Source organism: Stenotrophomonas sp. YJH_SMC_65 (genome assembly GCF_059369475.1).
Window position 1 is genome coordinate 21,928 of record NZ_JCAFSR010000006.1, and the last position, 22,830, is coordinate 44,757.

19 protein-coding genes are annotated in these 22,830 nt (G+C 68.4%); 10 read left to right on the forward strand and 9 right to left on the reverse strand.

Features of this window, described 5'->3' with window-relative positions:
• The first annotated feature begins 48 nt into the window (after positions 1–48).
• Positions 49–2,148, forward strand: coding sequence for a glycosyltransferase (locus AC5P7A_RS12435; protein ID WP_495220177.1), 2,100 nt, complete (start codon positions 49–51; stop codon positions 2,146–2,148).
• Here AC5P7A_RS12435 and AC5P7A_RS12440 read toward each other — a convergent pair.
• A complete protein-coding gene (locus AC5P7A_RS12440; protein WP_046432065.1) occupies positions 2,145–3,710 on the reverse strand; it encodes a hypothetical protein in 1,566 nt (521 codons plus the stop codon). The genes AC5P7A_RS12435 and AC5P7A_RS12440 overlap by 4 nt on opposite strands.
• 30 nt (positions 3,711–3,740) lie before the next feature.
• On the reverse strand, positions 3,741–5,897 hold the full coding sequence (locus AC5P7A_RS12445; RefSeq protein ID WP_032958977.1) for a RelA/SpoT family protein: 2,157 nt from the start codon (positions 5,895–5,897) through the stop codon (positions 3,741–3,743).
• 130 nt (positions 5,898–6,027) lie between these two features.
• Here AC5P7A_RS12445 and AC5P7A_RS12450 point away from each other — a divergent pair, with 130 nt between their 5' ends.
• Positions 6,028–6,552, forward strand: coding sequence for a hypothetical protein (locus AC5P7A_RS12450; RefSeq protein ID WP_014648104.1), 525 nt, complete (start codon positions 6,028–6,030; stop codon positions 6,550–6,552).
• A gap of 75 nt (positions 6,553–6,627) precedes the next feature.
• Here the strand turns inward: AC5P7A_RS12450 and hrpA are convergent, their stop codons facing one another.
• Positions 6,628–10,710, reverse strand: coding sequence for an ATP-dependent RNA helicase HrpA (gene hrpA / locus AC5P7A_RS12455; protein ID WP_495220178.1), 4,083 nt, complete (start codon positions 10,708–10,710; stop codon positions 6,628–6,630).
• Positions 10,711–10,796: 86 nt separating this feature from the next.
• On the opposite strand from hrpA, the gene AC5P7A_RS12460 reads away from it, so the two are divergent.
• From AC5P7A_RS12460 to AC5P7A_RS12485, 6 genes are all read left to right on the forward strand, one after another.
• The gene (locus AC5P7A_RS12460) at positions 10,797–11,345 is read left to right on the forward strand and encodes a Dps family protein (RefSeq protein WP_005410730.1); all 549 of its coding nucleotides are present in this window, start codon (positions 10,797–10,799) and stop codon (positions 11,343–11,345) included.
• Between the two features lie 572 nt (positions 11,346–11,917).
• Positions 11,918–13,723: a DNA helicase RecQ gene (gene recQ, locus AC5P7A_RS12465; RefSeq protein WP_032958973.1), complete on the forward strand. Its 1,806-nt coding sequence runs from the start codon at positions 11,918–11,920 to the stop codon at positions 13,721–13,723.
• Between the two features lie 204 nt (positions 13,724–13,927).
• A complete protein-coding gene (locus tag AC5P7A_RS12470; RefSeq protein ID WP_014648107.1) occupies positions 13,928–14,308 on the forward strand; it encodes a CopL family metal-binding regulatory protein in 381 nt (126 codons plus the stop codon).
• A gap of 75 nt (positions 14,309–14,383) precedes the next feature.
• Positions 14,384–16,195 (forward strand): copper resistance system multicopper oxidase, encoded by a 1,812-nt coding sequence (locus AC5P7A_RS12475; RefSeq protein ID WP_262088066.1) that lies wholly within the window; start codon positions 14,384–14,386, stop codon positions 16,193–16,195.
• A complete protein-coding gene (locus tag AC5P7A_RS12480; RefSeq protein WP_111206106.1) occupies positions 16,192–17,202 on the forward strand; it encodes a copper resistance protein B in 1,011 nt (336 codons plus the stop codon). The genes AC5P7A_RS12475 and AC5P7A_RS12480 overlap by 4 nt, the downstream gene beginning before the upstream one ends.
• An 81-nt stretch (positions 17,203–17,283) precedes the next feature.
• Positions 17,284–17,796 (forward strand): GNAT family N-acetyltransferase, encoded by a 513-nt coding sequence (locus AC5P7A_RS12485; RefSeq protein ID WP_111206107.1) that lies wholly within the window; start codon positions 17,284–17,286, stop codon positions 17,794–17,796.
• 78 nt (positions 17,797–17,874) lie between these two features.
• Here the strand turns inward: AC5P7A_RS12485 and AC5P7A_RS12490 are convergent, their stop codons facing one another.
• Entirely contained in the window at positions 17,875–18,180 is a 306-nt protein-coding gene (locus AC5P7A_RS12490; protein ID WP_014648111.1) for a TFIIB-type zinc ribbon-containing protein, read from the reverse strand.
• 149 nt (positions 18,181–18,329) lie between these two features.
• On the opposite strand from AC5P7A_RS12490, the gene AC5P7A_RS12495 reads away from it, so the two are divergent.
• Positions 18,330–19,097, forward strand: a complete 768-nt coding sequence (locus AC5P7A_RS12495) for a CPBP family glutamic-type intramembrane protease (protein WP_401729849.1) — start codon at positions 18,330–18,332, stop codon at positions 19,095–19,097.
• Positions 19,098–19,189: 92 nt separating this feature from the next.
• Positions 19,190–19,612 carry a response regulator gene (locus tag AC5P7A_RS12500; protein WP_014648113.1) on the forward strand — a complete coding sequence of 141 codons (423 nt, stop codon included), beginning with the start codon at positions 19,190–19,192 and terminating at the stop codon, positions 19,610–19,612.
• 8 nt (positions 19,613–19,620) lie between these two features.
• Here the strand turns inward: AC5P7A_RS12500 and AC5P7A_RS12505 are convergent, their stop codons facing one another.
• The 5 genes from AC5P7A_RS12505 to AC5P7A_RS12525 all read right to left on the reverse strand — a co-directional run bounded on the left by AC5P7A_RS12505 (position 19,621) and on the right by AC5P7A_RS12525 (position 22,755).
• Positions 19,621–20,559, reverse strand: a complete 939-nt coding sequence (locus AC5P7A_RS12505) for an alpha/beta hydrolase (RefSeq protein WP_046432083.1) — start codon at positions 20,557–20,559, stop codon at positions 19,621–19,623.
• Positions 20,560–20,643: 84 nt separating this feature from the next.
• On the reverse strand, positions 20,644–21,507 hold the full coding sequence (locus AC5P7A_RS12510; RefSeq protein WP_100450488.1) for an alpha/beta hydrolase: 864 nt from the start codon (positions 21,505–21,507) through the stop codon (positions 20,644–20,646).
• A gap of 49 nt (positions 21,508–21,556) precedes the next feature.
• Positions 21,557–22,021 (reverse strand): lysis system spanin subunit, encoded by a 465-nt coding sequence (locus AC5P7A_RS12515; protein ID WP_134809199.1) that lies wholly within the window; start codon positions 22,019–22,021, stop codon positions 21,557–21,559.
• Between the two features lie 3 nt (positions 22,022–22,024).
• Entirely contained in the window at positions 22,025–22,561 is a 537-nt protein-coding gene (locus AC5P7A_RS12520; RefSeq protein WP_134809198.1) for a glycoside hydrolase family protein, read from the reverse strand.
• A complete protein-coding gene (locus tag AC5P7A_RS12525) occupies positions 22,558–22,755 on the reverse strand; it encodes a hypothetical protein (RefSeq protein ID WP_014038210.1) in 198 nt (65 codons plus the stop codon). Before AC5P7A_RS12525 ends, AC5P7A_RS12520 begins: the two co-directional genes overlap by 4 nt.
• Between the last annotated feature and the right edge of the window lie 75 nt (positions 22,756–22,830).

Below are 22,830 nucleotides of genomic sequence, written 5' to 3' on the forward strand. Positions count from 1 at the left end.
CTGGCGAATTCTCCCGGGTTCCCCTGCTTAAGCTGGAGTTGCAACCGGATGGCGATGTCCCTGGCCGAGATCCGATACCTGATCAACCGCCTGTCGGGCCTGGCCCGCCGGAGCCTGGCAAGCCTGCGCACCCGTGGCTGGCGGGCCACCTGGCAACGCATCCGCGTGCATGCCCAGCGCGCCGTCCCCGCCCCGCGCACGCCACTGTTCCTGCCGCCAGCGCAGGATTTCGCCCCCTTCACGGTGCCGTTCAGCGAGTCGCCGGAGGTGAGCATCGTCATCCCGGTCTACAACCACGTCGCCCACACCGTGGCCTGCCTGCGCGCCCTGGCGGCGCACCCGCCGGCCGCCGCGTGCGAGATCCTGGTAGTGGATGACGGCAGCAGCGATGCCACCGTGCAGTGGATGCCGCAGGTGGCCGGGCTGCGCTATGAAGTGCGCGCGCACAACGGCGGCTTCATTGAAGCCTGCAATGACGGTGTATCGCGCGCACGCGGCCGCTACGTGGTACTGCTGAACAACGATACGGTGCCGCAGCCGGGCTGGCTCGACGCCCTGCTGGACACCTTCGGCAGCGTGCCCGACGCCGGCCTGGTCGGCAGCCAGCTGCTGTACCCGGATGGCCGCCTGCAGGAGTCGGGCGGGGTGATCTTCGCCGATGGCAGTGGCTGGAGCTACGGCCGCTTCGAGGCCGCCGATGATCCGCGCTTTGCCAGCCTGCGCGACGTCGACTACTGCTCGGGCGCGGCGCTGATGCTGCCACGCGCCCTCTGGCAGCAGCTGGACGGCTTCGACACCCGCTACAAGCCGGCCTACTACGAGGACACCGACCTGGCCTTCCGCGTGCGTGCACACGGCCTGCGCGTGCTGGTGCAGCCGGCCAGCCGGGTGATCCACGACGAAGGCACCAGCAACGGTACCGACACCGGCAGCGGGGTGAAGGCCTACCAGGTACGCAACCAGGCCATCTTCGCCGCCCGCTGGGCCACCGAACTGGGCCGTCATCCGGCGGTCGGCGAAGTGCCGTCTCCGGCGCTGCTGCTGCGCGGCCGGCGCCAGGTGCTGATCCTGGACGAGGAAGTACCGCAACCGGATCGCAATTCCGGGTCACTGCGCCAGGTCAATCTGATCCGCCTGTTGCTGCAGGGCGGCGCCCACGTTGTGTTCGTACCGACCCGGCGCGAGCACGCCGGTGCGGCCACCGAAGCGCTGCAACGGATGGGCGTGGAAGTCTGGTACGCGCCCTTCCTGGACGGCGTAGCCGGCTGGCTGCGCAGCCACGGATCGCGTTTCGACGTGGCAATGCTGGTGCGTCACCACGTCGCCCACGAATGCCTGCCGCTGCTCAGGCGCTATGCACCGCAGGCACGGACCGTGTTCGACACCGTTGACCTGCACTACCTGCGCGAACGCCGCGGTGCCGAAGTGGCCGGCGACGCAACCCTGCTGCGTGCAGCGGAACGTACCCGCAGCAGCGAACTGGCCGTGATGGAGCAGTGCGACATCACCGTGCTGGTCAGTGCGGCCGAACGGGAGCAGCTGCAGTCCGATGCGCCGCAGGTGCGGGTGGAGCTGATCTCCAACCTGCATGAGGTCGCGGGTGCCGGCGCCGTATTCGAGCAGCGGCGCGACCTGGTGTTTGTCGGCGGCTTCCGTCATCCGCCGAACCTGGACGGCATGGAATGGTTCATCGGCGAGGTCTTTGCCCGCATCCGCGCCCGGTTGCCGGAAGTGCGCCTGCACTGCATCGGCGCCGCGGCGCCGGAGTCGCTGCTGGCACTGGCCGCACGCCAGCCCGGTGTGCAGATGCACGGGTTCGTCGAAGACATCACGCCCTACATGGACGGCGCGCGCATCGCCATTGCGCCGCTGCGGTTCGGCGCCGGCGTGAAGGGCAAGATCAACCTGAGCATGGCCCACGGCCAGCCGGTGGTCGGTACCACCTGCGCCGTGGAAGGCATGCACCTGCATCCCGGCCAGGACGTGCTGGTGGCCGATGACGCTGTCGGTTTCGCCGATGCGGTGATCCGCCTGTACCAGGATCCACAGCTGTGGCAGCAGTTGTCCGATGCCGGCCTGGCCAACGTCGCCCAGCATTTCTCACTTGATGCCGCCCGCGCGACCGTGCAGCGGGTGTTCTTCGCCTAGTCCGCCCGTCCACCGGCGCGACGCAGGCGGTCTTCGAACGCCGGCAGTTCGGCCAGGTCCGGTTGCAGCAACCGCGCCTGTTCGGCAGCGTGCGCGGCAAAGGCCAGGTCGCCATTGCCGAGCCGTTCGCTGCCGATCGCCAGCCAGCGCTGGGCCAACCGCAGCCGCGCCGAGGGCAGGCCCGCTGCGGTCGGTGACAGCGTCTGCCAGGCCTGCAGGCAGGCACCCGCCGCCTGTACACGGTTCTGCCGCAGATTGTCGTCGAAGCAGCGGCGACTGGCGGGCAGCAGGCGTGCTGCGGCAGCCTTGACCCGCGTGTCGCGGGGGGCCAGTGACTGGGCTTCGCGCAGTGCGTCGAACGCGCTGTGCCCCGGTGGGCTGATCCACTGCCCTGCACGTTCGGCACGCTCGATCTTGCGCAGGTGGTCGCGCAGCTGGCGTTCGCGCTGCGCCGTACTGATCGCGGGCTGCTGCAGGGCCTGTTGCGCCTGGCGCGCACGCTGCAGGCGCTGTGCCAGTTGCTGCCGGATTGCCTGCGAAGCGCCCAGCTCCGCCGCCAGGGCTGCATCGCGTTGCGCCGCATCGAACTGGAAGTCGTCGGCGGATGTCTGGCTGCGCACGACCACCGCCTGCAGCGCCTGCTCACGCCCCCGCTGGGCATTGGGATCATCGGCCGCCACCGCAAGCACTGCCAGGAAACCCTGGGCCGCGGCGTCCAGCTGCTGTCGTTGCAGTGCCCGCTGCGCCTGCCGCAGGCGCTGGTCCACCGCGCGCGCCAGGGCTTCCTCGCTGGCCGGCAGATCGGCATGACCGGCATCGAACTGGCGGGCACGACGCAGGATCGCGGCCGCCTCGGCCAGCTCTCCGCGCCCTGCCAGCGTGCGCGCCTGCAGCAGCAGGTCGCTCAGCGCATCTTCGCGCCCTTCCAGCGCCGGCAGGTTGTCCGGCTGCAGGGCGAGGATGCGCTGGAACAAGGGCAGCGCACTGCTGTCGCCATCATCCAGGCGTCCGGCCGCGAACGCGTTGCGCGCCTGGGCCAACAACGCACCAATACCGGCTCCGGCACTGCGCCGCGCCTGCAGCTGGCGGGCGACCGCATCGGCTTCGCCCTGCGGCACCTGCAGCTCACGGGCCAGTGCCAGTGCCTGCGCGCTGCCGTCCAGGTCACCGGCGTGCAGGCGATCGCGCGCCTGTTGCAGCGCTGCCGCGCCGGTATTGGCCAGGCCCTGGCGCGCCTGCGGGCGATCACCGTCCAGCGCCAGCACCGCCTGGTAGCGCTCGCGCGCACCACTGCCATCGGCATCGCTCAAACGACCGGCGGCCAGCGCACGATCCCCCTCGGCCAGCAGCTGTTCGATCTGCGGCTCATCCCAGAACCAGTCGGCCAGCGGCTTGCGCAGCAGGACCAGCAGCACGAACACGGCCAGCGCCGCAAGCAGCGCCCAGCGCCAGACCCGGCGCGCATGGCGTGCCTGCAGCCACCACCAGCGACCCTCGCGACGGACGCGGTCCAGCGCAGGATGTTCAGCGCCATGCGGGCGATGCGGGGGCTCGCGTTCCATGCGTGCAGGGTAGCCGGGGCAGCGTGAAGCTCAGCCGAGGCGACGTGCCTCGCTCACGCCCGGCAGCGCATCAAGCTTGCCCAGCAGCGTCGACAACTGCCCGTAGTCGCTGACCTTCAGCCGCAGCCGCAGATGGGCACGGCCACTGTTGCGCACGTTGTCACTGTGGATGTCGAGCACGTAAGCGTCTTCCTGGGCGATCAGGTTGGTGATGTCCTTCAGCAGCCAGCGGCGGTCGACCGCGTCGACCACCACGTCCACTTCGTAGCCGCCACCGGCCTGGCCCCACTCCACCGGCAGGATGCGCTGCGGGCTGGCGGCGGCCAGCCGGGCCAGCGCGGCGCAGTCTGCACGATGCACAGTGACACCACGGCTACGGGTCAGGTAGCCGACGATCGGCTCGCCGGCCACCGGCTGGCAGCAGCGTGCCAGCTGCACCAGCAGGTTGCCCACGCCCTGCACGGTGAACTTGGACTTGCCCAGGTTCTCGCGGCGCGCGGTCGGCCGCGGCAGGGTCGGCGCGGGCGCGGGCTGGCTGGCGGCACGTTCCGCCTCCAGCAACGTCCGGCTGACCTGGTTCGGGCCGGTATCGCCCAGCGCCACCTGGATGTACAGGTCATCGACGCTGTCGGCATGGAACTTCTTGGCCGCGACGGCCAGGTCCGAGTGCTGCAGGCCCAGCCGCTTCAGCTCGCGCTCGAGCAGCTCGCGACCGGCCTGCACGTTGCGCGCGCGGTCCAGCTTGTGGAACCAGCTGCGCACCTTCTCGCGCGAGCGGTTGCTGGCCAGGAAGCCATTGGCCGGCATCAGCCAGTCGCGGCGCGGGTCGGCCTCCTTGCCGGTCAGGATCTCGACGCGGTCGCCACTGCGCAGGCGATAGGTCAGCGGCACGATACGGCCGTTGACCTTGGCGCCGCGGCAGCGGTGCCCGACCATGGTGTGCACCTGGTAGGCGAAATCGAGCGGCGTAGCGCCCTGCGGCAGGTCCAGCACCTCGTCCTTCGGGCTCAGCGCATAGACCCGGTCCTCGGTCAGCTCGGCATCGAGCGCCCCGGCCAGTTCATTGCCCTGCCCGTCCTGCGCCTGCTCCAGCAGCTGGCGCATCCAGGTGATCTTGCGATCGAAGGACTTCTCCGCGCCCTTGCCGCCTTCCTTGTACTTCCAGTGCGCGGCCACGCCCAGCTCGGCCTGCGAGTGCATTTCATGGGTACGGATCTGCACTTCGATGGTGCGACCTTCCGGGCCGACCACGGCGGTATGCAGCGAGCGATAGTCGTTGGCCTTCGGGCGTGCGATGTAATCATCGAACTCGCTTGGTACCGGCGCCCACAGCGCGTGCACCACGCCCAGCGCGGCGTAGCAGGCGGCGACGTCGTCGACCATCACGCGCACCGCACGGATGTCATACAGCTGGTCGAAGGCCAGCCGCTTCTTCTGCATCTTCCGCCAGATGCTGTAGATGTGCTTCGGGCGGCCGCTGACTTCGGCCTTGATGCCCTGGGCGACCAGCTCGCGCGACAGCACCTTCTTGACGTTCTCGACGTAACGCTCGCGGGCGATGCGGGTTTCGTCCACCTCGCGGGCGATGCGGCGGTAGGTTTCCGGTTCCAGGTGGCGGAACGCCAGGTCCTCCAGCTCCCACTTCAGCTGCCAGATGCCCAGGCGGTTGGCCAGGGGCGCGTGGATGTCGCGGGTCAGCTGGGCCAGCGCGCGGCGTTGCTCGTCGTCCAGCTTGTCGGCCGCGCGCATCCTCGCGAGCTGGCGCGCCAGCAGGATCGGCACCACGCGCAGGTCGCGGATGATCGCCAGCAGCAGCCGGCGCAGGCCCTCGCTGTTGCGTCCGGCCTCACGGCCGGCGTGCAGCGCCCACACCGGGTCGGCCGCATCCTGGCCATCGAGCAGGCCGATCACCGCCGCCTGGTGGCTGCCCAGCGGCAGCTGGTCCAGGCTGGCGCGCAGGCCCGGCAGGTCGAACAGCAATGCTGCCACCACCGCGCCTTCGTCGGCCGAGAGCATCGCCAGCGCATCGAGGGTATCGCCCAGCACCGACCAGGTGGCACGCATCTGGTGGTCGCAATCCGGCGCTTCCCAATGCTCGCGCAGGGCCTGGCGCAGCGGAGCAGGCAGCACCGCTGCCGAGGGACGGTTCAACAAGGCATCCAGGCCAGGGACGGAAGCGCGGTTCACAGCATCGAGCAGGCAAGACAGAGGCCCCTACACTAGCGCCGGCGTCGTTCAGGGACAATCACTGCGGCCACCATCACCCGGCATGAAGACATGCCGCTACACTCGCCAACACATCCAGGAGAGACCCGCCATGCCTTCGATTGCCCTGCGCGTCCGTCCACGGCTGCTGGCCTGTGCCGCCGTGTTGCTGTCCCTGTCCGCGCCTGCGCTGGCCCAGCGCGTGGTGGAGGGCGACCTGCAGCAGCAGATGTCGCCCACCGAGTTCAAGGCCGCCGGCCTGGACAAGCTCAGCGCCGCTGAACTGGCCACGCTCAACCGCTGGCTGCAGGGCAAGGTCGAGGCGGCCACCACCCAGGCCGTAGCCGCAGCGCGCGAAGAAGGCCGCCAGGAAGTGATCAAGAAGAACCGCGGCTTCCTGGACTTCGGCAGCAGCGAACCGATCGAAAGCACCCTGCAGGGCGAATTCCGTGGCTTCGGCCAGGGCCGCCGCTACGTGCTGCAGAACGGCCAGGAGTGGGAGCAGATAGACGCCACGCACTATTCCGGTGGCCGCAAGGAAGCGCCGAACGTCAGCATGCGCCCAGGCGTGATGGGCGCCTGGTACATGAAGGTGGACGGGGTGAACGTGCAACCGAAGGTTCGTCGCACCAAGTAACGCCCGGGCATTCCAGCCGTGCCGGATCCATGCCCGGCGGCCATGGTCGCCCGATGGGGCGACCATGGCGCGCGTTCACGCCTGGCGAAGTGCAGCCACCCGCTGCGCCAGCTTCTTCGCCGAAATGCCGGTGCGTGCCCCCAGCTCCTGCGCGAACAACGACACCCGCAGCTCTTCCAGATCCCAACGCAGCGCCTGCCATTGCGGGCGATCACGCAGGCCCTGCTGCTCGCCCGCTTCCAGCGCCTCCAGGAACGGGTGCAATTCCAGCATGCGCGCCTGGTCACGCGACGGATCACGCTTGGCACGCTCGGTGCGCAGGATCATCGCCTTCAGGTAGCGCGGGTACTGCGCCAGCGCGTCGGCCGGCGTGTCGCGCAGGAAGCCGGGGTGGATCAGCCCGGCCAGCTGCGCTTCCATGTCGTCCAGGTTGCCACGCGCCCAGCCCATCAACGGCGCCTCCAGCAACGGCTTCAGTTCCGCCACCAGCGCCAGGATGGACTCGGCCAGTTTCAGCCGCGACATCGCCTCGCCGAACAGGGCCTTGGCCGCATGCTCGCGGCGTTGCTCGAAGGCTGCCGCATCGCGGATGTCTTCCAGGCCTTCGGCCAGCACCGCGTTCATCGCCGCATCCACCAGGTCTCCACGCAGGCGTTCCTGCGATTCGATCGCGGCATACAGCAGGCCGGTCTTGGCACCCACCGGCAGCTGCTTGCGCGCCTGCTTGACCTTCTCGGCCAGGGCAATCTCCAGCAGCCGGCGCACACCCAGCGGGTGGGCCTCCTGCGCCTGCTGGCGATCGGCGAAGATGCGCAGCGCCACGCTGTCGCCCTCGTCCAGCAGCGCCGGATAGGCCGGAACGCCGGCTTCACCGGGCACCTGCAGCGGAATCGGCGCGGCCGGGAACGTGCGCAGGCCATCGGCCGCCATCTCGCGCCCCGCCCGTGCAGCGAAGGCATCGCCGGCACGGCCGCCGAATTTCGCGCGCAACGCATCCAGATCCCGCGAGGTCGCCAGCACCTTGCCGTGCTCGTCGCGCAGGCGCAGGTTCATGTGCAGGTGCGGTTCGATCGAAGCGGGTTCGAAATCGAGCGCCGTCACCGTCGCGCCGGTGGCACGTGACAAAAAGCGCGCCAGTTCGCCAGTGATGGCATCGGCGCTGGGCTGCGGGAATGCCTCGAAGAACGCACGACCGAAGTCCGGCGCCGGCACGTAGTTGCGGCGCATCGCCTTGGGCAGGCTGCGGATGAGTGCCGAAGCCTTGTCGGCGACGAAGCCAGGCGCCAGCCAGCCCAGCTGCACCGGGTCCAGCGCGTTGAGCAGGTGCAGCGGCACGTCCAGGGTCACGCCGTCATCATCGGCACCCGGCTCGAAGCGGTAGTGCAGTGGCAGGCGCGCCTGGCCCAGTGGCAGGTACTTCGGGTAGCGCTCCTGTTCGCTGCCCTCACCCGGCAACAGGTCGACCAGTGACCAGTGCAGGGTCTTGCGCTGTTCCGGCGCCAGCCCCTTCCACCAGGTATCCAGCCCTGCGGCCGAATGGATCTGCGGCGGCACCCGGTCCAGGTACCAGCGCGCCTGCCAGTCCTCGTCGGCCACGATGCCGGCGCGGCGCAGCTTCGCTTCCTCCTCGCGGGCGACCTCCAGCACTTTCTGGTTGTCGGCCACGAAGCTGGCGCGGGTGTTGATCTCGCCGGTCACCAGCGCCTGGCGCACGAAGATGTCGTGCGCCTCGCCCGGTGCGATGCGGCCGTAGTGCACCGGCTTCTTCGGTGCCAGCACCAGGCCGAACAGGCTGATCTGCTCGGAGGCCAGCACCTGGCCCTGCGCGCGCGACCAGTGCGGGTCGAAGTGCTTGCGCAGCAGCAGGTGCGGCAGTTCGGCGATGACCCAGTCCGGCTCGATCGCGGCCAGGGTCATGCCCCAGACCTTCTGCGTGTCCAGCAGGTTGGCCACCAGCAACCACGGCGGCGGGCGCTTGGACAGCGCCGAACCGGGGAACGGCAGGAAACGGCGCTGGCGTGGCGCCTGGAAATCGCCCTTCTCGCTGCGGTGCCCGATCTGCGTCGGCAGGCCCGCCACCAACGCCCGGTGCAGGGTCTGGTAGGCAGCCGCGCGCACGCGTTCGCTGAAGCCGCCGCCCGCCGGTGCCTGCTCCTTCTGTGCACGTACGGCCACCGGCGTCGGCGCCGCTTCGGCCTTGCCTTCGCGGGCCAGGCGTGCAGCGCGGTGCAACTGGCCACGGGTGGCCTTCACTGCGGCGGCATCATCACGCGCTGCCGCCGGCGCACTGCTGCCGGCCAGCAACGGCGCCATCGACGCCTCGTTGGCCTCTTCCTTCCAGCCCAGTTCCTCGCACAGCAGCCGCAGCTGGCGGTGCAGCTCGCGCCACTCGCGCATGCGCAGGAAGCCGAGGAAATGACGGCCGCACCAGTCGCGCAGCTTGGACTGGGTCAGGTCTTCATGGGCCTGCCGGTAGGCATCCCACAGGCGCAGCACGCCAACGAACTCGGAACGACCATCGGCGAACTGCGCATGCGCGCTGTCGGCGGCACCGCGTGCTTCGGGCGGACGTTCGCGCGGGTCCTGGATGCCCAGGAACGAGGCGATCACCAGCATCGGCCGCAGGCAGCCGGCGGCCTGCGCGGCGACCAGCATGCGCGCCAGCTTCACGTCCACCGGCAGGCGTGCCATCTGCTTGCCGATGGTGGTCATGCGCCGCTCGGCGTCGATCGCACCCAGTTCGGTCAGCTGCTGCCAGCCATCGGCCACCGCACGCTCGTCCGGCGCTTCCAGGAACGGAAACTCCTCGATGCGGCCCAGGCCCAGCTGCAGCATGCGCAGGATCACCCCGGCCAGGCTGGAGCGGCGGATTTCCGGATCGGTGAACTCCGGCCGCGCCTGGAAATCGGCTTCGGCGTACAGGCGGTAACAGATGCCCTCGGCGATACGGCCGCAGCGGCCCTTGCGCTGGTTGGCGCTGGCCTGCGAGATCGGCTCGATGTGCAGGCGGTCCAGCTTGTTGCGCGGACTGTAGCGCTTGACGCGGGCAAAGCCCGGATCGACCACGTAGCGGATGCGCGGCACCGTCAGCGAGGTCTCCGCGACGTTGGTGGCCAGCACGATGCGCCGGTTCGGCCCGGGATTGAACACCCGGTCCTGGTCCTGGTTGGACAGCCGCGCATAGAGCGGCAGCACCTCGGTGTTGCGGTACTTGCGGCGCTCCAGCGACTGGTGCGCATCGCGGATCTCGCGTTCGCCCGGCAGGAAGATCAGCACGTCGCCGCGCGCATCCAGGCGGGTGATCTCGTCGATGGCCGACACGATGGCGTCGTTGACGGTGCGTTCGCCCTGGTCTTCGCCCTCGCCTTCCAGCGCGCGATAGCGCACTTCCACCGGGTAGGTGCGGCCTTCGACGCTGATCACCGGCGCATTGTCGAAATGCTGGGCGAAGCGTTCGGTATCGATGGTGGCCGAGGTGACGATCAGTTTCAGGTCCGGGCGCTTGCGCAGCAGCTGCTTCAGGTAGCCCAGCAGGAAATCGATGTTGAGGCTGCGTTCGTGCGCCTCGTCGACGATGATCGTGTCGTAGTTCGACAACCAGCGGTCACTGGCGATCTCCGCCAGCAGGATGCCGTCGGTCATGAACTTGATGCGGCTGTCGTCGCTGACCTTGTCGTTGAAGCGCACCTGGTAGCCGACCAGCTGGCCCAGTTCGCTCTGCAGTTCCTGCGCCACGCGGCTTGCCACCGCACGTGCGGCAATCCGTCGCGGCTGGGTGCAGCCGATCATGCCGGCCTGGCCACGGCCTGCGGCCAGGCACAGTTTCGGCAGCTGGGTGGTCTTGCCCGAGCCGGTTTCACCAGCGATCACCACCACCTGATGGTCGCGGATCAGCCCGAGGATGGCGTCGGCTTCACGCGCAATCGGCAGCTGCGGGTCCAGAGTAATGGACGGCTGCTGCTGCGCCCGGACCTGCCGGCGCTGCACCGACGCCTGCAAGGCCTGCTCGAAGGTAGCGGCCAACGCCGCATCCTGTGGCTTGGCCTGGCAACGCGAGAGCATCCCCAGCAAACGGCCCCGGTCGCGGCTCATGGCGCCGTCGATGGCGGCGCGCTGTTGGCGCAGGCGGGACGATGGATTTTTATCGATAGAGTTCATCAATCGGTTCGTTCAAAACTTTGATAGCGACCAGTCATCACGACCGGTTTATTGTGAAGGCCAACGATTCCACAAGGAGGAACCCCATGGCGAAGACCAAGAGCACGACCAAGGCCAAGACCGGCAAGCAGAAGCTTGCAGCGGCGGCACCGTCGGCGCCGAACATCGATATCGGGATCACCCAGGGCGACCGCAAGAAGATCGCCGACGGTCTGTCGCGCTTCCAGGCCGATGCGTTCACGCTCTACCTGAAGACGCACAACTTCCACTGGAACGTGACCGGGTCGATGTTCAACTCGCTGCACACCATGTTCGAGACGCAGTACACCGAGCAGTGGGCGGCACTGGACGACGTGGCCGAGCGCATCCGCGCGCTGGGCTTCAATGCCCCGGGCTCCTACCGGGAATTCGCTGCGCTGACCTCGATCGCCGAGGAACCGGGCCTGACCGACAGCGCGGACTGGCGTGAAATGGTACGCCAGTTGGTGGTCGCCAACGAAGCAGTCTGCCGTACGGCACGTGAAGTGCTGGAGGTGGCGGCCAAGGGAGACGACGCCCCGACCGAGGATCTGATGACCCAGCGGCTGCAGACCCACGAGAAGTACGCCTGGATGCTGCGCTCGCTGCTGCAGTAAGAGTTGGGGGGCCCGGCAGGGCTGCGCCCTGCACCCGCAGAGGCCTTAAAGCCAAGGCCAGAGCCAGAGCAAAAGCTGGCCTCCTGTGGGTAGGCGGGATGGGTCCGGTGGCAGGGGACGCCGTAAACCCGTCCTTGGGGGCTTGGCCGCGGCATCCATGCCGCGGACACCCCTGCCACCGGACCCACCCCGCCTTCGGCAGTTCTCCGCGATCTGCCGGCAAAGCCATTGGGGTCAGATCCGTTTTCCCCAGGAAAACGGATCTGACCCCATTTTGTTTGTCGAGTTCTGACAGTTTTCATCCACGCATGGCGTGGATTGATCTGGCCCCCCGTCACCGGGAAACTGTCGGGGGTGGGGCGGTGTGGGCTTGCAGAACCGTTGGCGCCATGGATGGCGCCATCGAGCCCCCAAGGACGGGTTTACGGCGTGTCCTGCAAGCCCACACCGCCCCGCCCAATAAGCAGACAGCCCAGAGCCGGCTGTTGCCTTTGACGTTGCACTGGCTTGCAGCAGGTGCAGGGCGCAGCCCTGCCGAACCCCTACCCCTCCCTCCGGGGTAAACTAACCGGATGGCTTCCCGTCCCGCGCACGACCTGCTCCAACGCGTCTTTGGTTACGACGATTTCCGTGGTCCGCAGCAGGACATCGTGGAGCATGTGGCTGCCGGTCACGATGCCCTGGTGCTGATGCCCACCGGCGGCGGCAAATCGCTGTGCTACCAGGTCCCGGCCCTGCTGCGTGACGGTTGCGGCATCGTCATCTCGCCGCTGATCGCGCTGATGCAGGACCAGGTCGAAGCCCTGCGCCAGCTCGGCGTGCGCGCCGAGTACCTGAATTCCACCCTGGATGCCGAGACTGCCGGCCGCGTCGAGCGCGAACTGCTCGCCGGTGAGCTGGACATGCTCTATGTCGCTCCCGAGCGGCTGCTGACCGGTCGCTTCCTGTCGCTGCTGTCGCGCAGCCAGATCGCCCTGTTCGCCATCGACGAAGCACACTGCGTGTCGCAGTGGGGCCACGACTTCCGCCCGGAATACCGCCAGCTGACCGTGCTGCACGAGCGCTGGCCGCAGATCCCGAGGATCGCGCTGACCGCCACCGCCGATCCGCCAACCCAGCGCGAGATCGCCGAGCGCCTGGATCTGCAGGAAGCACGCCACTTCGTCAGCTCCTTCGACCGCCCCAACATCCGCTACACCGTGGTGCAGAAGGACAACGCCCGCAAGCAGCTGACCGACTTCCTGCGCAGCCACCGTGGCGAGGCCGGCATCGTCTACTGCATGTCGCGGCGCAAGGTCGAGGAGACCGCTGAATTCCTCTGCGGCCAGGGCTTCAACGCCCTGCCCTACCACGCCGGCCTGCCGCCGGACGTGCGCGCGAACAACCAGCGCCGCTTCCTGCGCGAGGACGGCATCGTGATGTGCGCCACCATCGCCTTCGGCATGGGCATCGACAAGCCGGACGTGCGCTTTGTCGCGCATACCGACCTGCCCAAGTCGATGGAAGGCTACTACCAGGAAACCGGCCGCGCCGGTCGCGATGGCGAGGCCGCCGAGGCCTGGCTGTGCTACGGCCTGGGCGACGTGGTGCTGCTCAAGCAGATGATCGAGCAGTCCGAGGCCGGCGAAGAGCGCAAGCAGCTGGAGCGGGCCAAGCTCGACCATCTGCTGGGCTACTGCGAATCCATGCAGTGCCGCCGCCAGGTGCTGCTGGCCGGTTTCGGCGAGACCTACCCCCAGCCCTGCGGCAACTGCGACAACTGCCTGACACCGCCGGCCTCGTGGGACGCGACCATTCCGGCACAGAAGGCGCTGAGCTGCGTCTACCGCAGCGGCCAGCGCTTCGGCGTCGGCCACCTGATCGACATCCTGCGTGGCAGCGAGAACGAGAAGGTGAAGCAGCAGGGCCACGACAAGCTCAGCACCTATGCGATCGGTCGCGATCTGGATGCGCGCACCTGGCGCAGCGTGTTCCGCCAACTGGTCGCCGCCAGCCTGCTGGAAGTGGACAGCGAGGGCCACGGCGGCCTGCGCCTGACCGACGCCAGCCGCGACGTACTGACCGGCCGCCGCCAGATCAGCATGCGCCGCGACCCGGCCAGCAGCACCAGCGGGCGCGAGCGCAGTGCGCAGCGTACCGGGCTGTCGGTACTGCCGCAGGATCTGGCGCTGTTCAACGCCCTGCGCGGCCTGCGTGCCGAACTGGCCCGCGAACAGAACGTGCCGGCGTTCGTGATCTTCCACGACAGCACCCTGCGCAACATCGCCGAACAGCGCCCGACCAGCCTGGATGCACTGGCACGGGTCGGCGGCATCGGCGGCACCAAGCTGAGCCGTTACGGCCCGCGCCTGGTCGAGATCGTGCGCGAAGAGGGCTGACGGTATCGCGTTGCCGCGCTGCGCGGCCGCCGGGCATGGTCCCAACGGCGCGCGGGCGCCCCTGTAGAGCCGAGCCCACGCTCGGCTGCCCCTGCGCGAACAGCAGCCGAGCGCGGGCCCGGCTCCACCTTGGTGCAGCTCCAACCTTGAACCGGCCATTCAGCCGGAAGTGCATCCGCGCCCGCTTGCGGCTAGATTAGCGCCATGTCCCTGGCCTCGACCCTGCTTCGTGTCGTGCTCATGCTCAGCCTGTTGCTCAACGGGCTGAACGCGGCCATGGCCAGCGGTCATGAAGAAATGGGGCGGATGGCACACGCCGTCGCGGCCGCCGCAGCTGGCGGTGACGCCGACTGCCACCACGCCGGCATGCAGGCCGACCCGGCCCCGCAGGCCAAGGCCCCCGCCCACGACGCCCACTGCCAGATCAAGGACTGCGTGCGCAGCTGTGCCCAGCACCCGTTGCTGGTGGTGCAGCCGTTGCCGTTCATGGCCGGCCCGGCGTTGTCGCTGGCACCACAGCCGATGCCGGCCACCGGCCGTCCGGCGCCGCCGCTGCCGCCGATCTCACGCCCTCCCATCGGCTGATTCCACATGCACCGTGCGCCCTGCGCACCGTAGCCGGCCACCTGCCGGCGTCTTTACGTGTCTGGAGTCACCACCATGAATACCCGCATTCCCCCCGGTCCGGGCGCCGTGCCCATGCCGTCGCGCCGCCTGTTCGTGCAGGGCCTGGCCGCCGGCGGCGTGGTTGCCGGCATCGCCGCCGTCGGCGTACCACAGCGCGCGCTCGCCGCCGCCACGGCCACCCCGCGCCTGGCCGGCGCCCCAGCCGTGCTCAGCGACACCCGCATCGAACTGGCCATCGGCGAATCACTGGCCAACTTCACCGGCCGCACCCGCCCGGCGATCACCGTCAATGGATCGCTGCCGGCGCCGATCCTGCGCTGGCGCGAAGGCCAGACCGTGGACCTGTTCGTGCGCAACACGCTGGAACGCCACCCGACCTCGATCCACTGGCACGGCATCCTGCTGCCGGCCAACATGGACGGCGTGCCCGGCCTGAGCTTCAACGGCATCGGCCCCGGCGAGACCTACCACTACCACTTCCAGCTGAAGCAGTCGGGTACCTACTGGTACCACAGCCACTCGATGTTCCAGGAGCAGGCCGGCCTGTACGGCGCGCTGATCATCGATCCGGCCGAACCGGCGCCGTACAGGCACGACCGCGAGCACGTGATCATGCTGTCCGACTGGACCGACATGGATCCGGGTGCGCTGTTCCGGCGCATGAAGAAGCTCGCCGAGCATGACAACTACTACAAGCGCACCCTGCCTGACTTCCTGCGTGACGTGAAGCGCGGGGGCTGGTCAGCCGCGCTGTCCGACCGTGGCATGTGGGGGCGGATGCGGATGACGCCGACCGACATCTCCGACATCAACGCCCACACCTACACCTACCTGATGAACGGCACCGCCCCGGCCGGCAACTGGACCGGGCTGTTCCGCAGCGGCGAGAAGGTGCTGCTGCGTTTCATCAATGGCGCCTCGATGACCTACTTCGATGTGCGCATTCCCGGCCTGAAGATGACCGTGGTCGCCGCCGATGGCCAGTACATCCATCCGGTCAGCATCGATGAGTTCCGCATCGCTCCCGCCGAAACCTACGATGTGCTGGTCGAGCCCACCGGCCAGGACGCGTTTACCATCTTCTGCCAGGACATGGGCCGCACCGGCTTCGCCGCCGGCACGCTGGCGGTGCGCCATGGCCTGCAGGCGCCGATTCCCGAGCGCGACCCACGCCCGTTGCTGACGATGAGCGACATGGGCCACGACATGGGCAGTGGTGGCCACGGCGGCCACGACATGGCCGCGATGAAGGGCATGGAGGGCGGCTGCGGCGCCAGCATGGGCCACGGCGCGCCTGCCGGTGGCGATACCGCCAGCAAGGCGCCGAAGCACCCGGCCAGCGAGCGCAACAACCCGCTGGTGGACATGCAGAGCTCGGCCACCGAACCGAAGCTGGACGACCCCGGCATCGGCCTGCGCGACAACGGCCGCCAGGTGCTGACCTATGGCGCGATGCGCAGCCTGTTCGAGGACCCCGATGGCCGCGAGCCCAGCCGTGAGATCGAACTGCACCTGACCGGGCACATGGAGAAATTCTCCTGGTCGTTCGATGGCATTCCGTTCGCCAGCGCCGAACCGCTGCGGCTGAACTACGGCGAGCGCATGCGCATCGTGCTGGTCAACGACACCATGATGCAGCACCCGATCCACCTGCATGGCGTGTGGAGCGATCTGGAGAACGCGCAGGAGGAATTCCAGGTGCGCAAGCACACCATCGACATGCCGCCCGGCACCCGCCGCAGCTACCGCGTGCGCGCCGATGCGCTCGGCCGCTGGGCCTACCACTGCCATCTGCTGTACCACATGGAAGCGGGCATGATGCGCGAAGTGAGGATCGAAGAATGAGCCGCTCACTGCTTTCCCCCAGCCTGCTGGCCCTGGGCCTGGCCGCCGCATTGCCGGTGTTCGCGCAGTCGCACGCCGGGCATGACATGGCCGCGATGGATCCGCCCGCAAAGACCGCCAACGCGCCGGTCGAACAGGCCGATCATTCGAAGATGGATCATTCGAAGATGGATTCGGGCGCCACAGATCATGCCGGCATGGATCACTCGAAGATGGACCATGGCGCGATGCAACCGGCGGCGATGGACCATTCGCAGATGGACCACGGGGCAATGGGCCATGCCACGCCCGCGCCCACCGAACCGCGCGACCCCATCCCGGTGCCGTCCGATGCCGATCGTGCCGCTGCATTCCCACCGATCGCGCACGGCGCGATGGAGCATGCGCCGGAGATCAACAGCCTGCTGCTGATCGACCGCCTCGAACATTGGGACGGCAAGAGCAGCAACGGCCAGGCCTGGGAGGCCACCGGCTGGATCGGTGGCAACATCAACCGCCTGTGGCTGCGCACCGATGGCGAACGCAGCCGCGGCCGCACCGAGTCATCGTCGCTGGAAGCACTGTATGGCCGCAGCGTGTCGCCGTGGTGGGACGTGCTGGTCGGCGTGCGCCAGGACTTCCGCCCGGCCGACTCGCGCACGTGGGCGGCCATCGGCATCCAGGGGCTGGCACCGTACAAGTTCGAGAGCTCGGCCACGCTGTATATGGGTTCCGGCGGCCAGGTGCTGGCCAAGGCCGAGGTCGAGTACGACGTGCTGCTGACCAACCGCCTGATCCTGCAGCCGCTGCTGGAAGCCACCGTCGCTGCCAGGGATGAACCGGAGTACGGCATTGGTCGCGGACTGAACAAGGTCGAAGCCGGGCTGCGCCTGCGCTATGAGTTCAGCCGCCGTTTTGCGCCATACATCGGCATCAGCCACGAGCGCACGTTTGGCGACACCGCCGACTACGCCGGTGACCACGCGCGCGACACACGCTGGGTGGCCGGCGTGCGCATGTGGTTCTGAGCAGCGGCTCGTGCGCAATGGCCAGCCCCGGCAGCCGCCGGGGCCGGCTACACTGCGCCACGTTCCAGTGCAGGCACCGCCATGTCGTTGCAGATCCGCCGCGCCACCCTTGCCGATGTCGACGCCCTGTCGGCGATCGCCATCACCACCTACACCGAAACCTGGGGCGACTCGTACCCCGCGCAGGAGCTGCATGATTTCCTGCAGGCGCACTACAGCAGCGAACCGCAGCGCACTGAACTGTCCGACCCACGCAGTGCCATCTGGCTGCTGATGGACGGCGACGCCGTGGTCGGCTACCTGGCCGCCGGTGCCAACACCCTGCCGCATGCCGATGCACGCGAGGGCGACATCGAACTGAAGCGGTTCTACATCCTGGCCGCACACCAGAACGGCGGCCATGGTGCACGCCTGATGGACGCGTTCATGGCCTGGCTGGACCAGCCGCGGCGCCGCACCCTGTGGGTGGGCGTATGGGAAGAAAACTTCGGCGCGCAGCGCTTCTACGCGCGCTATGGCTGCAGCAAGGTCGGCGAGTACGACTTCATCGTCGGTGATACCCACGACCGCGAGTTCATCCTGCGGCGGCCGTGATCATGCAGCCCATGTAGCGTCGAGCCATGCTTGGCCAGGGGCCGCAATATCCAGTCGAGCATGGCTCGACGCTACAAACTAGAAATCGAACAGTTCCGACAGGAAGCTGTCCTTCTTCTTTTTCTTGTAGCCCTGGCCCCGGTTGTCCTCGTAGCGCTGGCCGAGGTGGCGGGTATCACGGTGCATCACCGGTGGCGGCGAGGCCGGCTGAGCCTGCACGGGCGCTGGCGGCGGTACGGCCGCACCGGCGCCTGCGCGCTCGATGATCTTGTCCAGCTCGCCACGATCCAGCCACACGCCGCGGCAACTTGGGCAGTAATCGATCTCGATGCCGTGGCGTTCGGCCATCTGCAGCGTCTGGGTCTTGCACACGGGGCACAGCATCGGTATTGCTCCTGTCGGTCTGGTTTCGACTGTACCTGCACCGCGATGACTGTGCGGCAACGCGTGACCGATGGCACAGGGACTTCCGGCGCGTGCCCACATGCGTACCGCGCGGCACACTGCGCCCTTGTCCCGCAGGGAATGCGTACATGACCGTGTTGTCCCGCCTGCCCACCACCGCGCGCCTGTTGCTGGTGCTGCTGGGTGTCGGCCTTGGCCTGAACCTGCGGGATATCGCCGCGGCCATCGGCACACCGGTTCCCGCACTGCCCATCCCCTATGGCGGCAGCCTGTTGGACAACGCGCTGGCGGTACTGGTGGCACTGCTGCTGGCCGCGCTGCTGCGGCCCCGTGACATGGGCCTGATGGCCAGCTTGGGACTGCGCGGAAACGGCTGGGGCGGCCCGTTGTGGGTGCTGCTGGCCAGCCTGCCCTGCTGGCTGGGACTGGCGCTGCTCGGAACTCCGAACACGGCGCTGACTGCGCTGGATGCCACGATGCTGGCCGCGCTGTTCCCGCTGGCCGAGGAAGTGCTGTTCCGTGGCCTCGGCTTCGTGCTGCTGGTGAAGATCGTGCGCGGTCCGTGGCCGTTGCTCGCGCTGCCGCAGGCACTGCTGTTCGGCATGGTGCACTGGCTCGGCTTCGGCGGGTTCGACGGCGGCGGCATCGCACTGTTCATTGGCGCGGTGATCGCGCTGGGCGGCTTCATCTTCGCCTGGCTCGACCACCTCGACGGCGACACCCTGTGGTGCGGCCTGGTCCTGCATGTTTCGATGAACCTGGCCTGGAATGTGTTCAGCCTCGATGACGCCATCGCATTGGGTTGGCAGGCCACCGGCCTGCGCATCGGCACCGCCCTGCTCGCAGTGGCGGTGCTGGCCTGGCACGTGCGGCTCAGGCGCCAGAGAGGCCTGTAACGCCCGCTTAGCTTGCCGTGCACGTCGGGATCACTACCGGCTTGCGCATACTTGCGCGCCTTTTCACCGTTGCTGTCCGGAGTTGTCGCGTCATGTTGCTGTCCAAGCGCCACGTTGAACCCCGCGTCCTGCTCATCGAGGACGCCGAGGAAACCCGCGAGCTGAGCCGACTGGCGCTGGAAAGCCAGGCCTGCCACGTAGTGGGCGTGAGCTCTGCCGAAGCGGCGCTGGGCCTGCTGGCGGCCGGTGAGCGTTTCGACCTGCTGTTCACCGACGTCAATCTGGGTGCGATCAGTGGCATTGAAGCCGCCAACCGGGTCCGCAGCCTGTATCCCCAGCTGCCGATCCTGGTGACGTCGGGCATGGACCAGCACCAGGTGCTGCCGCAGCTCCGCGACGGCATCCATTTCCTGCCCAAACCCTACAACATGAGCGAGCTGCTCGACGCCATCCGGCTGTGCTTCCGGCACGCCGATGTGGGCGTATTGACCGGGCCGGATGCACAGGCGGCCTGAGGCACTCATCAACCGCTGCTGTACGGCCCGGTACCCGGGAACACCTTCAGCAGCGCGCGGGTGATCATGTCCGGGTAGACGGTGAAATGGTCCTCGCCGTCGATCACCATGTTCTCCACCTTCAATGATCGCCCGCTGCTGCGCAGCTGCTCGGCGAACTCGGCGTTGTGGCGCAGCATGTCGTTGCGGGTGAAATAGCGCGGCTCCGGCTTGACCGTTTCGAAGCTGCCGATCGACAGCACCACCGTGGTCGGCTGCGCAGGCGCCTTGGCTTCGGCCAGCATGCGCGGCACCCGATGGTTGTCGAACCACAGCGACGGGCTGGACAGGATGTAGCTGCGGAACATGTCCGGGCGCGTGGTCAGCACGTAGGCGCCGAACAGGCCGCCATAGGAATGACCGGCATAGGCGCGCCGCGCCGGATCGGTGCGGTAGCGCGCATCGATCAGCGGCAGTACGCGCTCGGCGAGGAAGTCGCGGTAATGCGCGGCGCCGCCGTAGCTGACGTCGTCGCTGTAGTCACGCGGATCGGTGCGCGCCGGATCGCTCGGCGTGTAATCCCGCGAGCGGCTCTGCCTGGAGGTCAGGCCTTCCTGCGGCGGCAGCCCGACCAGGATGAAATCCTCGATGTTGACGCCCTTCTGCCCGACCAGGTTGCGCACGCTGCGCACCAGCGGGAAGCTGTACAGCGCATCGGTCACGTACAGCACCGGATAGTGCTTTTCCGGATGTGCGGCGTAGTCGGCCGGCAACGCCACCCAGATCGGGTAATCGCGTCCCACCGGGTCGTGCACGCGCAGCGCCTCGGTATCCGGCAGCACCACGCCCTGCGCGGCGGTGGCCGCGCTTTCCTTCGCTTCATCCGGAGTTGCCGGTGGCGCCACCGACATCGCACAGCCCCCCATGGCCAGGCAGGCCGCCACACTCCATCCACGCACACGCTGCATCCACACTCTCCCGTTGCGGGCGACGTACCCGGGTGGCGTCGCTACCGCATCCTCACACGTCGCGCGGCGCCGCGCCACGCGCGGTCAGGGCGAGGCCGGCGGCGGCGCCGGGAACAGTGTGCGCAGCGCCTGCAATGCGGCCGGGTGGTAGACGGTCGCGTGGGTTTCCTCCGGCAGCGGCAGGTACTTCACCAGCGGCGACGGCGAGGCCTGCTGCAGCAGCGCGGCCAGTCGTGCCGTGGAGGCGGCCAGTTCCGGTTGCCCGCTGCTGGCCAGGAACACGTGCGGCTGTGCACGCGTCACCGCCGGCAGCTGCCGGGATGCTCCGGCCAGCATCGCACCACGGTTCCACCACAGGCTGGGGTCCAGCGCGATATAGCTGTTGAACAGCGTCGGCTCCTGCAGCAGCGTCTCGACCACGAACAGGCCAGCCAGCGACTCACCGATCAGCGCACGCTCGTCTGTGGTCGGGTAGCGCTGGCGTACCTGCGGCATCAGTTCATCGCGCAGGAAGCTGCGGTAGGCCGCCGAGCCACCGATGCGTGGCGCGATCTTCTGGTCCTGCGGGTCGCTGCTGGGGCCGGTCATGTCGCGGCGGCGCTCGGTATTCTCGATGCCGACCAGCAGGAACGGACGCATGCTGCCATTGCCGGTCAGCACCTGCACCAGCCCTGCCACATGCAGGAAATCCTCGCCGATGCCGCCATCGGCCATGTACAGCACCGGCAGCGGCGCCTTCGGATCCAGGCCCCAGGGCTGCGGACGATAGACATTGATGCGGCGGGTCTCGCCCAGTGCCTTCGACTGCACGGTGAAGGTCTCGCCGATCACCAGTGGTGCGGCCGCAGCGGTCGATGCCGGCGGTGCTGCCGGCACGGTGGGAACAGCTGCGAGGCCCGGCCCTGCGGCGGCCAGCAGGATCAGGGCGGAGAGAGCGACGACGCGCATGCGAACTTCCATTTTCGAGAGGACGGCCAGCATAACTGCGCCGGCGCCCTCAACGGCGATCCAGTTCGATCACGGCCTGGCAGGCACGGAGCTGGTCGTCGGCATCGCGTCCGATTCGAACAAGCGCTGCCGCAACCTCTGCTCGTAACTGGGCGCCCGCATCACGTTCGCCGGTGCGGGCGGCGGCTTCGGACAGACGGCCGGTATGGCACGCGGCGAGGTCGTCGCGCAGGCGGAGAGTGCCAGCGCGCAGGGCAGCCACCACATCGGCATCCACCTCGGCCGCGCGCTCACGATCCTGTTCATGTTGTTCCCCCAGTGAGGCCATCGCCTCGCTCCGTTCTTCCTGATCCCGGCGCAACCGCCGTTCGGACTGCACCGCGCCGGCCTGTTGCTCCGCATCGGCACGCGCCATCGCGAGGTCGCTGCGATCACCGCGCCAACGCCAGCCAGTCATGAACATCAGCAACGACCACAGCAGCAGCGACGCCATCACCACCAGCATGCGCGGCATGGGTCACTGCTCCGCCAGGCAACGCGCATGGCGCTGCTGCTGGCGCTCCCACACTCCCCAGCACACGGTGTTGGGGCGGCCGTCGATGCGGGTTGAACAGTCGTAGCCCCCTGCCCGCCTCCACAGCAGCAAGGCATCGCAGGCCTGGTGATACTCACCCTGCAGCAGATGCCGGCGCATCGACGACGCGCGCCAGTTGCCGATGCCGTACTGGTAGAGGAAATCGACATAGACGTCGTACTCGCCCTGGCTGAGCGCCACACCGGGCAGCGACGCGCGGAACTCCCCTTCCTCCCTGGCCAGATGAGCCTGCACGGCATGCAGCGCGCGTACTGGCGTGGTGCGGTCGCCCAGCCTCACCGGCGTGCCATCCTCGCGAACGGTCGAGCCGAAGCCATAGGTGGGCCGGTCATTGCGCGTGGGCACCACTGCGGCGTCGGTGTATCCCTCGCGGTCAACGATGGCGATCAGGCCCGCAGCACTCAGCGCAAGCGCGGCGACCAGGCTGCGTACCGGCAATGTACTGCCGGGCCGGCTCATTCGCGCTCCCTGCGGCGCCATTCGCGCAGCCAGCGCCAGCCCAGATAGGCAATCTGCGCCGCCAGGTAGATGATGGTGAGGACCACGACCAGGCGGTCCAGGGTGATGCCGGCTGCAAGCGCACCGGCGACGGTAACCGGCGGCGCCGACTTGATGGCCGCCGCGCCGGCCGTGCTGATGATTTCTTCTTTCATGATGGGTCCTGGAGGGAATGCAGGCCGCGTCGCATCGACGTGGCCCGAAGAGGTGCCCGCCCCGCTGCCGGCTCG

Coding starts and splice junctions, on each gene's coding strand:
- AC5P7A_RS12435 (WP_495220177.1), top strand. CDS start 49: ATGGCGATGTCCCTGGCCGAGATCCGATACCTGATCAACCGCCTGTCG.
- AC5P7A_RS12440 (WP_046432065.1), bottom strand. CDS start 3,710: ATGGAACGCGAGCCCCCGCATCGCCCGCATGGCGCTGAACATCCTGCG.
- AC5P7A_RS12450 (WP_014648104.1), top strand. CDS start 6,028: ATGCCTTCGATTGCCCTGCGCGTCCGTCCACGGCTGCTGGCCTGTGCC.
- hrpA (WP_495220178.1), bottom strand. CDS start 10,710: ATGAACTCTATCGATAAAAATCCATCGTCCCGCCTGCGCCAACAGCGC.
- AC5P7A_RS12460 (WP_005410730.1), top strand. CDS start 10,797: ATGGCGAAGACCAAGAGCACGACCAAGGCCAAGACCGGCAAGCAGAAG.
- recQ (WP_032958973.1), top strand. CDS start 11,918: ATGGCTTCCCGTCCCGCGCACGACCTGCTCCAACGCGTCTTTGGTTAC.
- AC5P7A_RS12470 (WP_014648107.1), top strand. CDS start 13,928: ATGTCCCTGGCCTCGACCCTGCTTCGTGTCGTGCTCATGCTCAGCCTG.
- AC5P7A_RS12475 (WP_262088066.1), top strand. CDS start 14,384: ATGAATACCCGCATTCCCCCCGGTCCGGGCGCCGTGCCCATGCCGTCG.
- AC5P7A_RS12480 (WP_111206106.1), top strand. CDS start 16,192: ATGAGCCGCTCACTGCTTTCCCCCAGCCTGCTGGCCCTGGGCCTGGCC.
- AC5P7A_RS12485 (WP_111206107.1), top strand. CDS start 17,284: ATGTCGTTGCAGATCCGCCGCGCCACCCTTGCCGATGTCGACGCCCTG.
- AC5P7A_RS12490 (WP_014648111.1), bottom strand. CDS start 18,180: ATGCTGTGCCCCGTGTGCAAGACCCAGACGCTGCAGATGGCCGAACGC.
- AC5P7A_RS12495 (WP_401729849.1), top strand. CDS start 18,330: ATGACCGTGTTGTCCCGCCTGCCCACCACCGCGCGCCTGTTGCTGGTG.
- AC5P7A_RS12500 (WP_014648113.1), top strand. CDS start 19,190: ATGTTGCTGTCCAAGCGCCACGTTGAACCCCGCGTCCTGCTCATCGAG.
- AC5P7A_RS12505 (WP_046432083.1), bottom strand. CDS start 20,559: ATGCAGCGTGTGCGTGGATGGAGTGTGGCGGCCTGCCTGGCCATGGGG.
- AC5P7A_RS12510 (WP_100450488.1), bottom strand. CDS start 21,507: ATGCGCGTCGTCGCTCTCTCCGCCCTGATCCTGCTGGCCGCCGCAGGG.
- AC5P7A_RS12515 (WP_134809199.1), bottom strand. CDS start 22,021: ATGCCGCGCATGCTGGTGGTGATGGCGTCGCTGCTGCTGTGGTCGTTG.
- AC5P7A_RS12520 (WP_134809198.1), bottom strand. CDS start 22,561: ATGAGCCGGCCCGGCAGTACATTGCCGGTACGCAGCCTGGTCGCCGCG.
- AC5P7A_RS12525 (WP_014038210.1), bottom strand. CDS start 22,755: ATGAAAGAAGAAATCATCAGCACGGCCGGCGCGGCGGCCATCAAGTCG.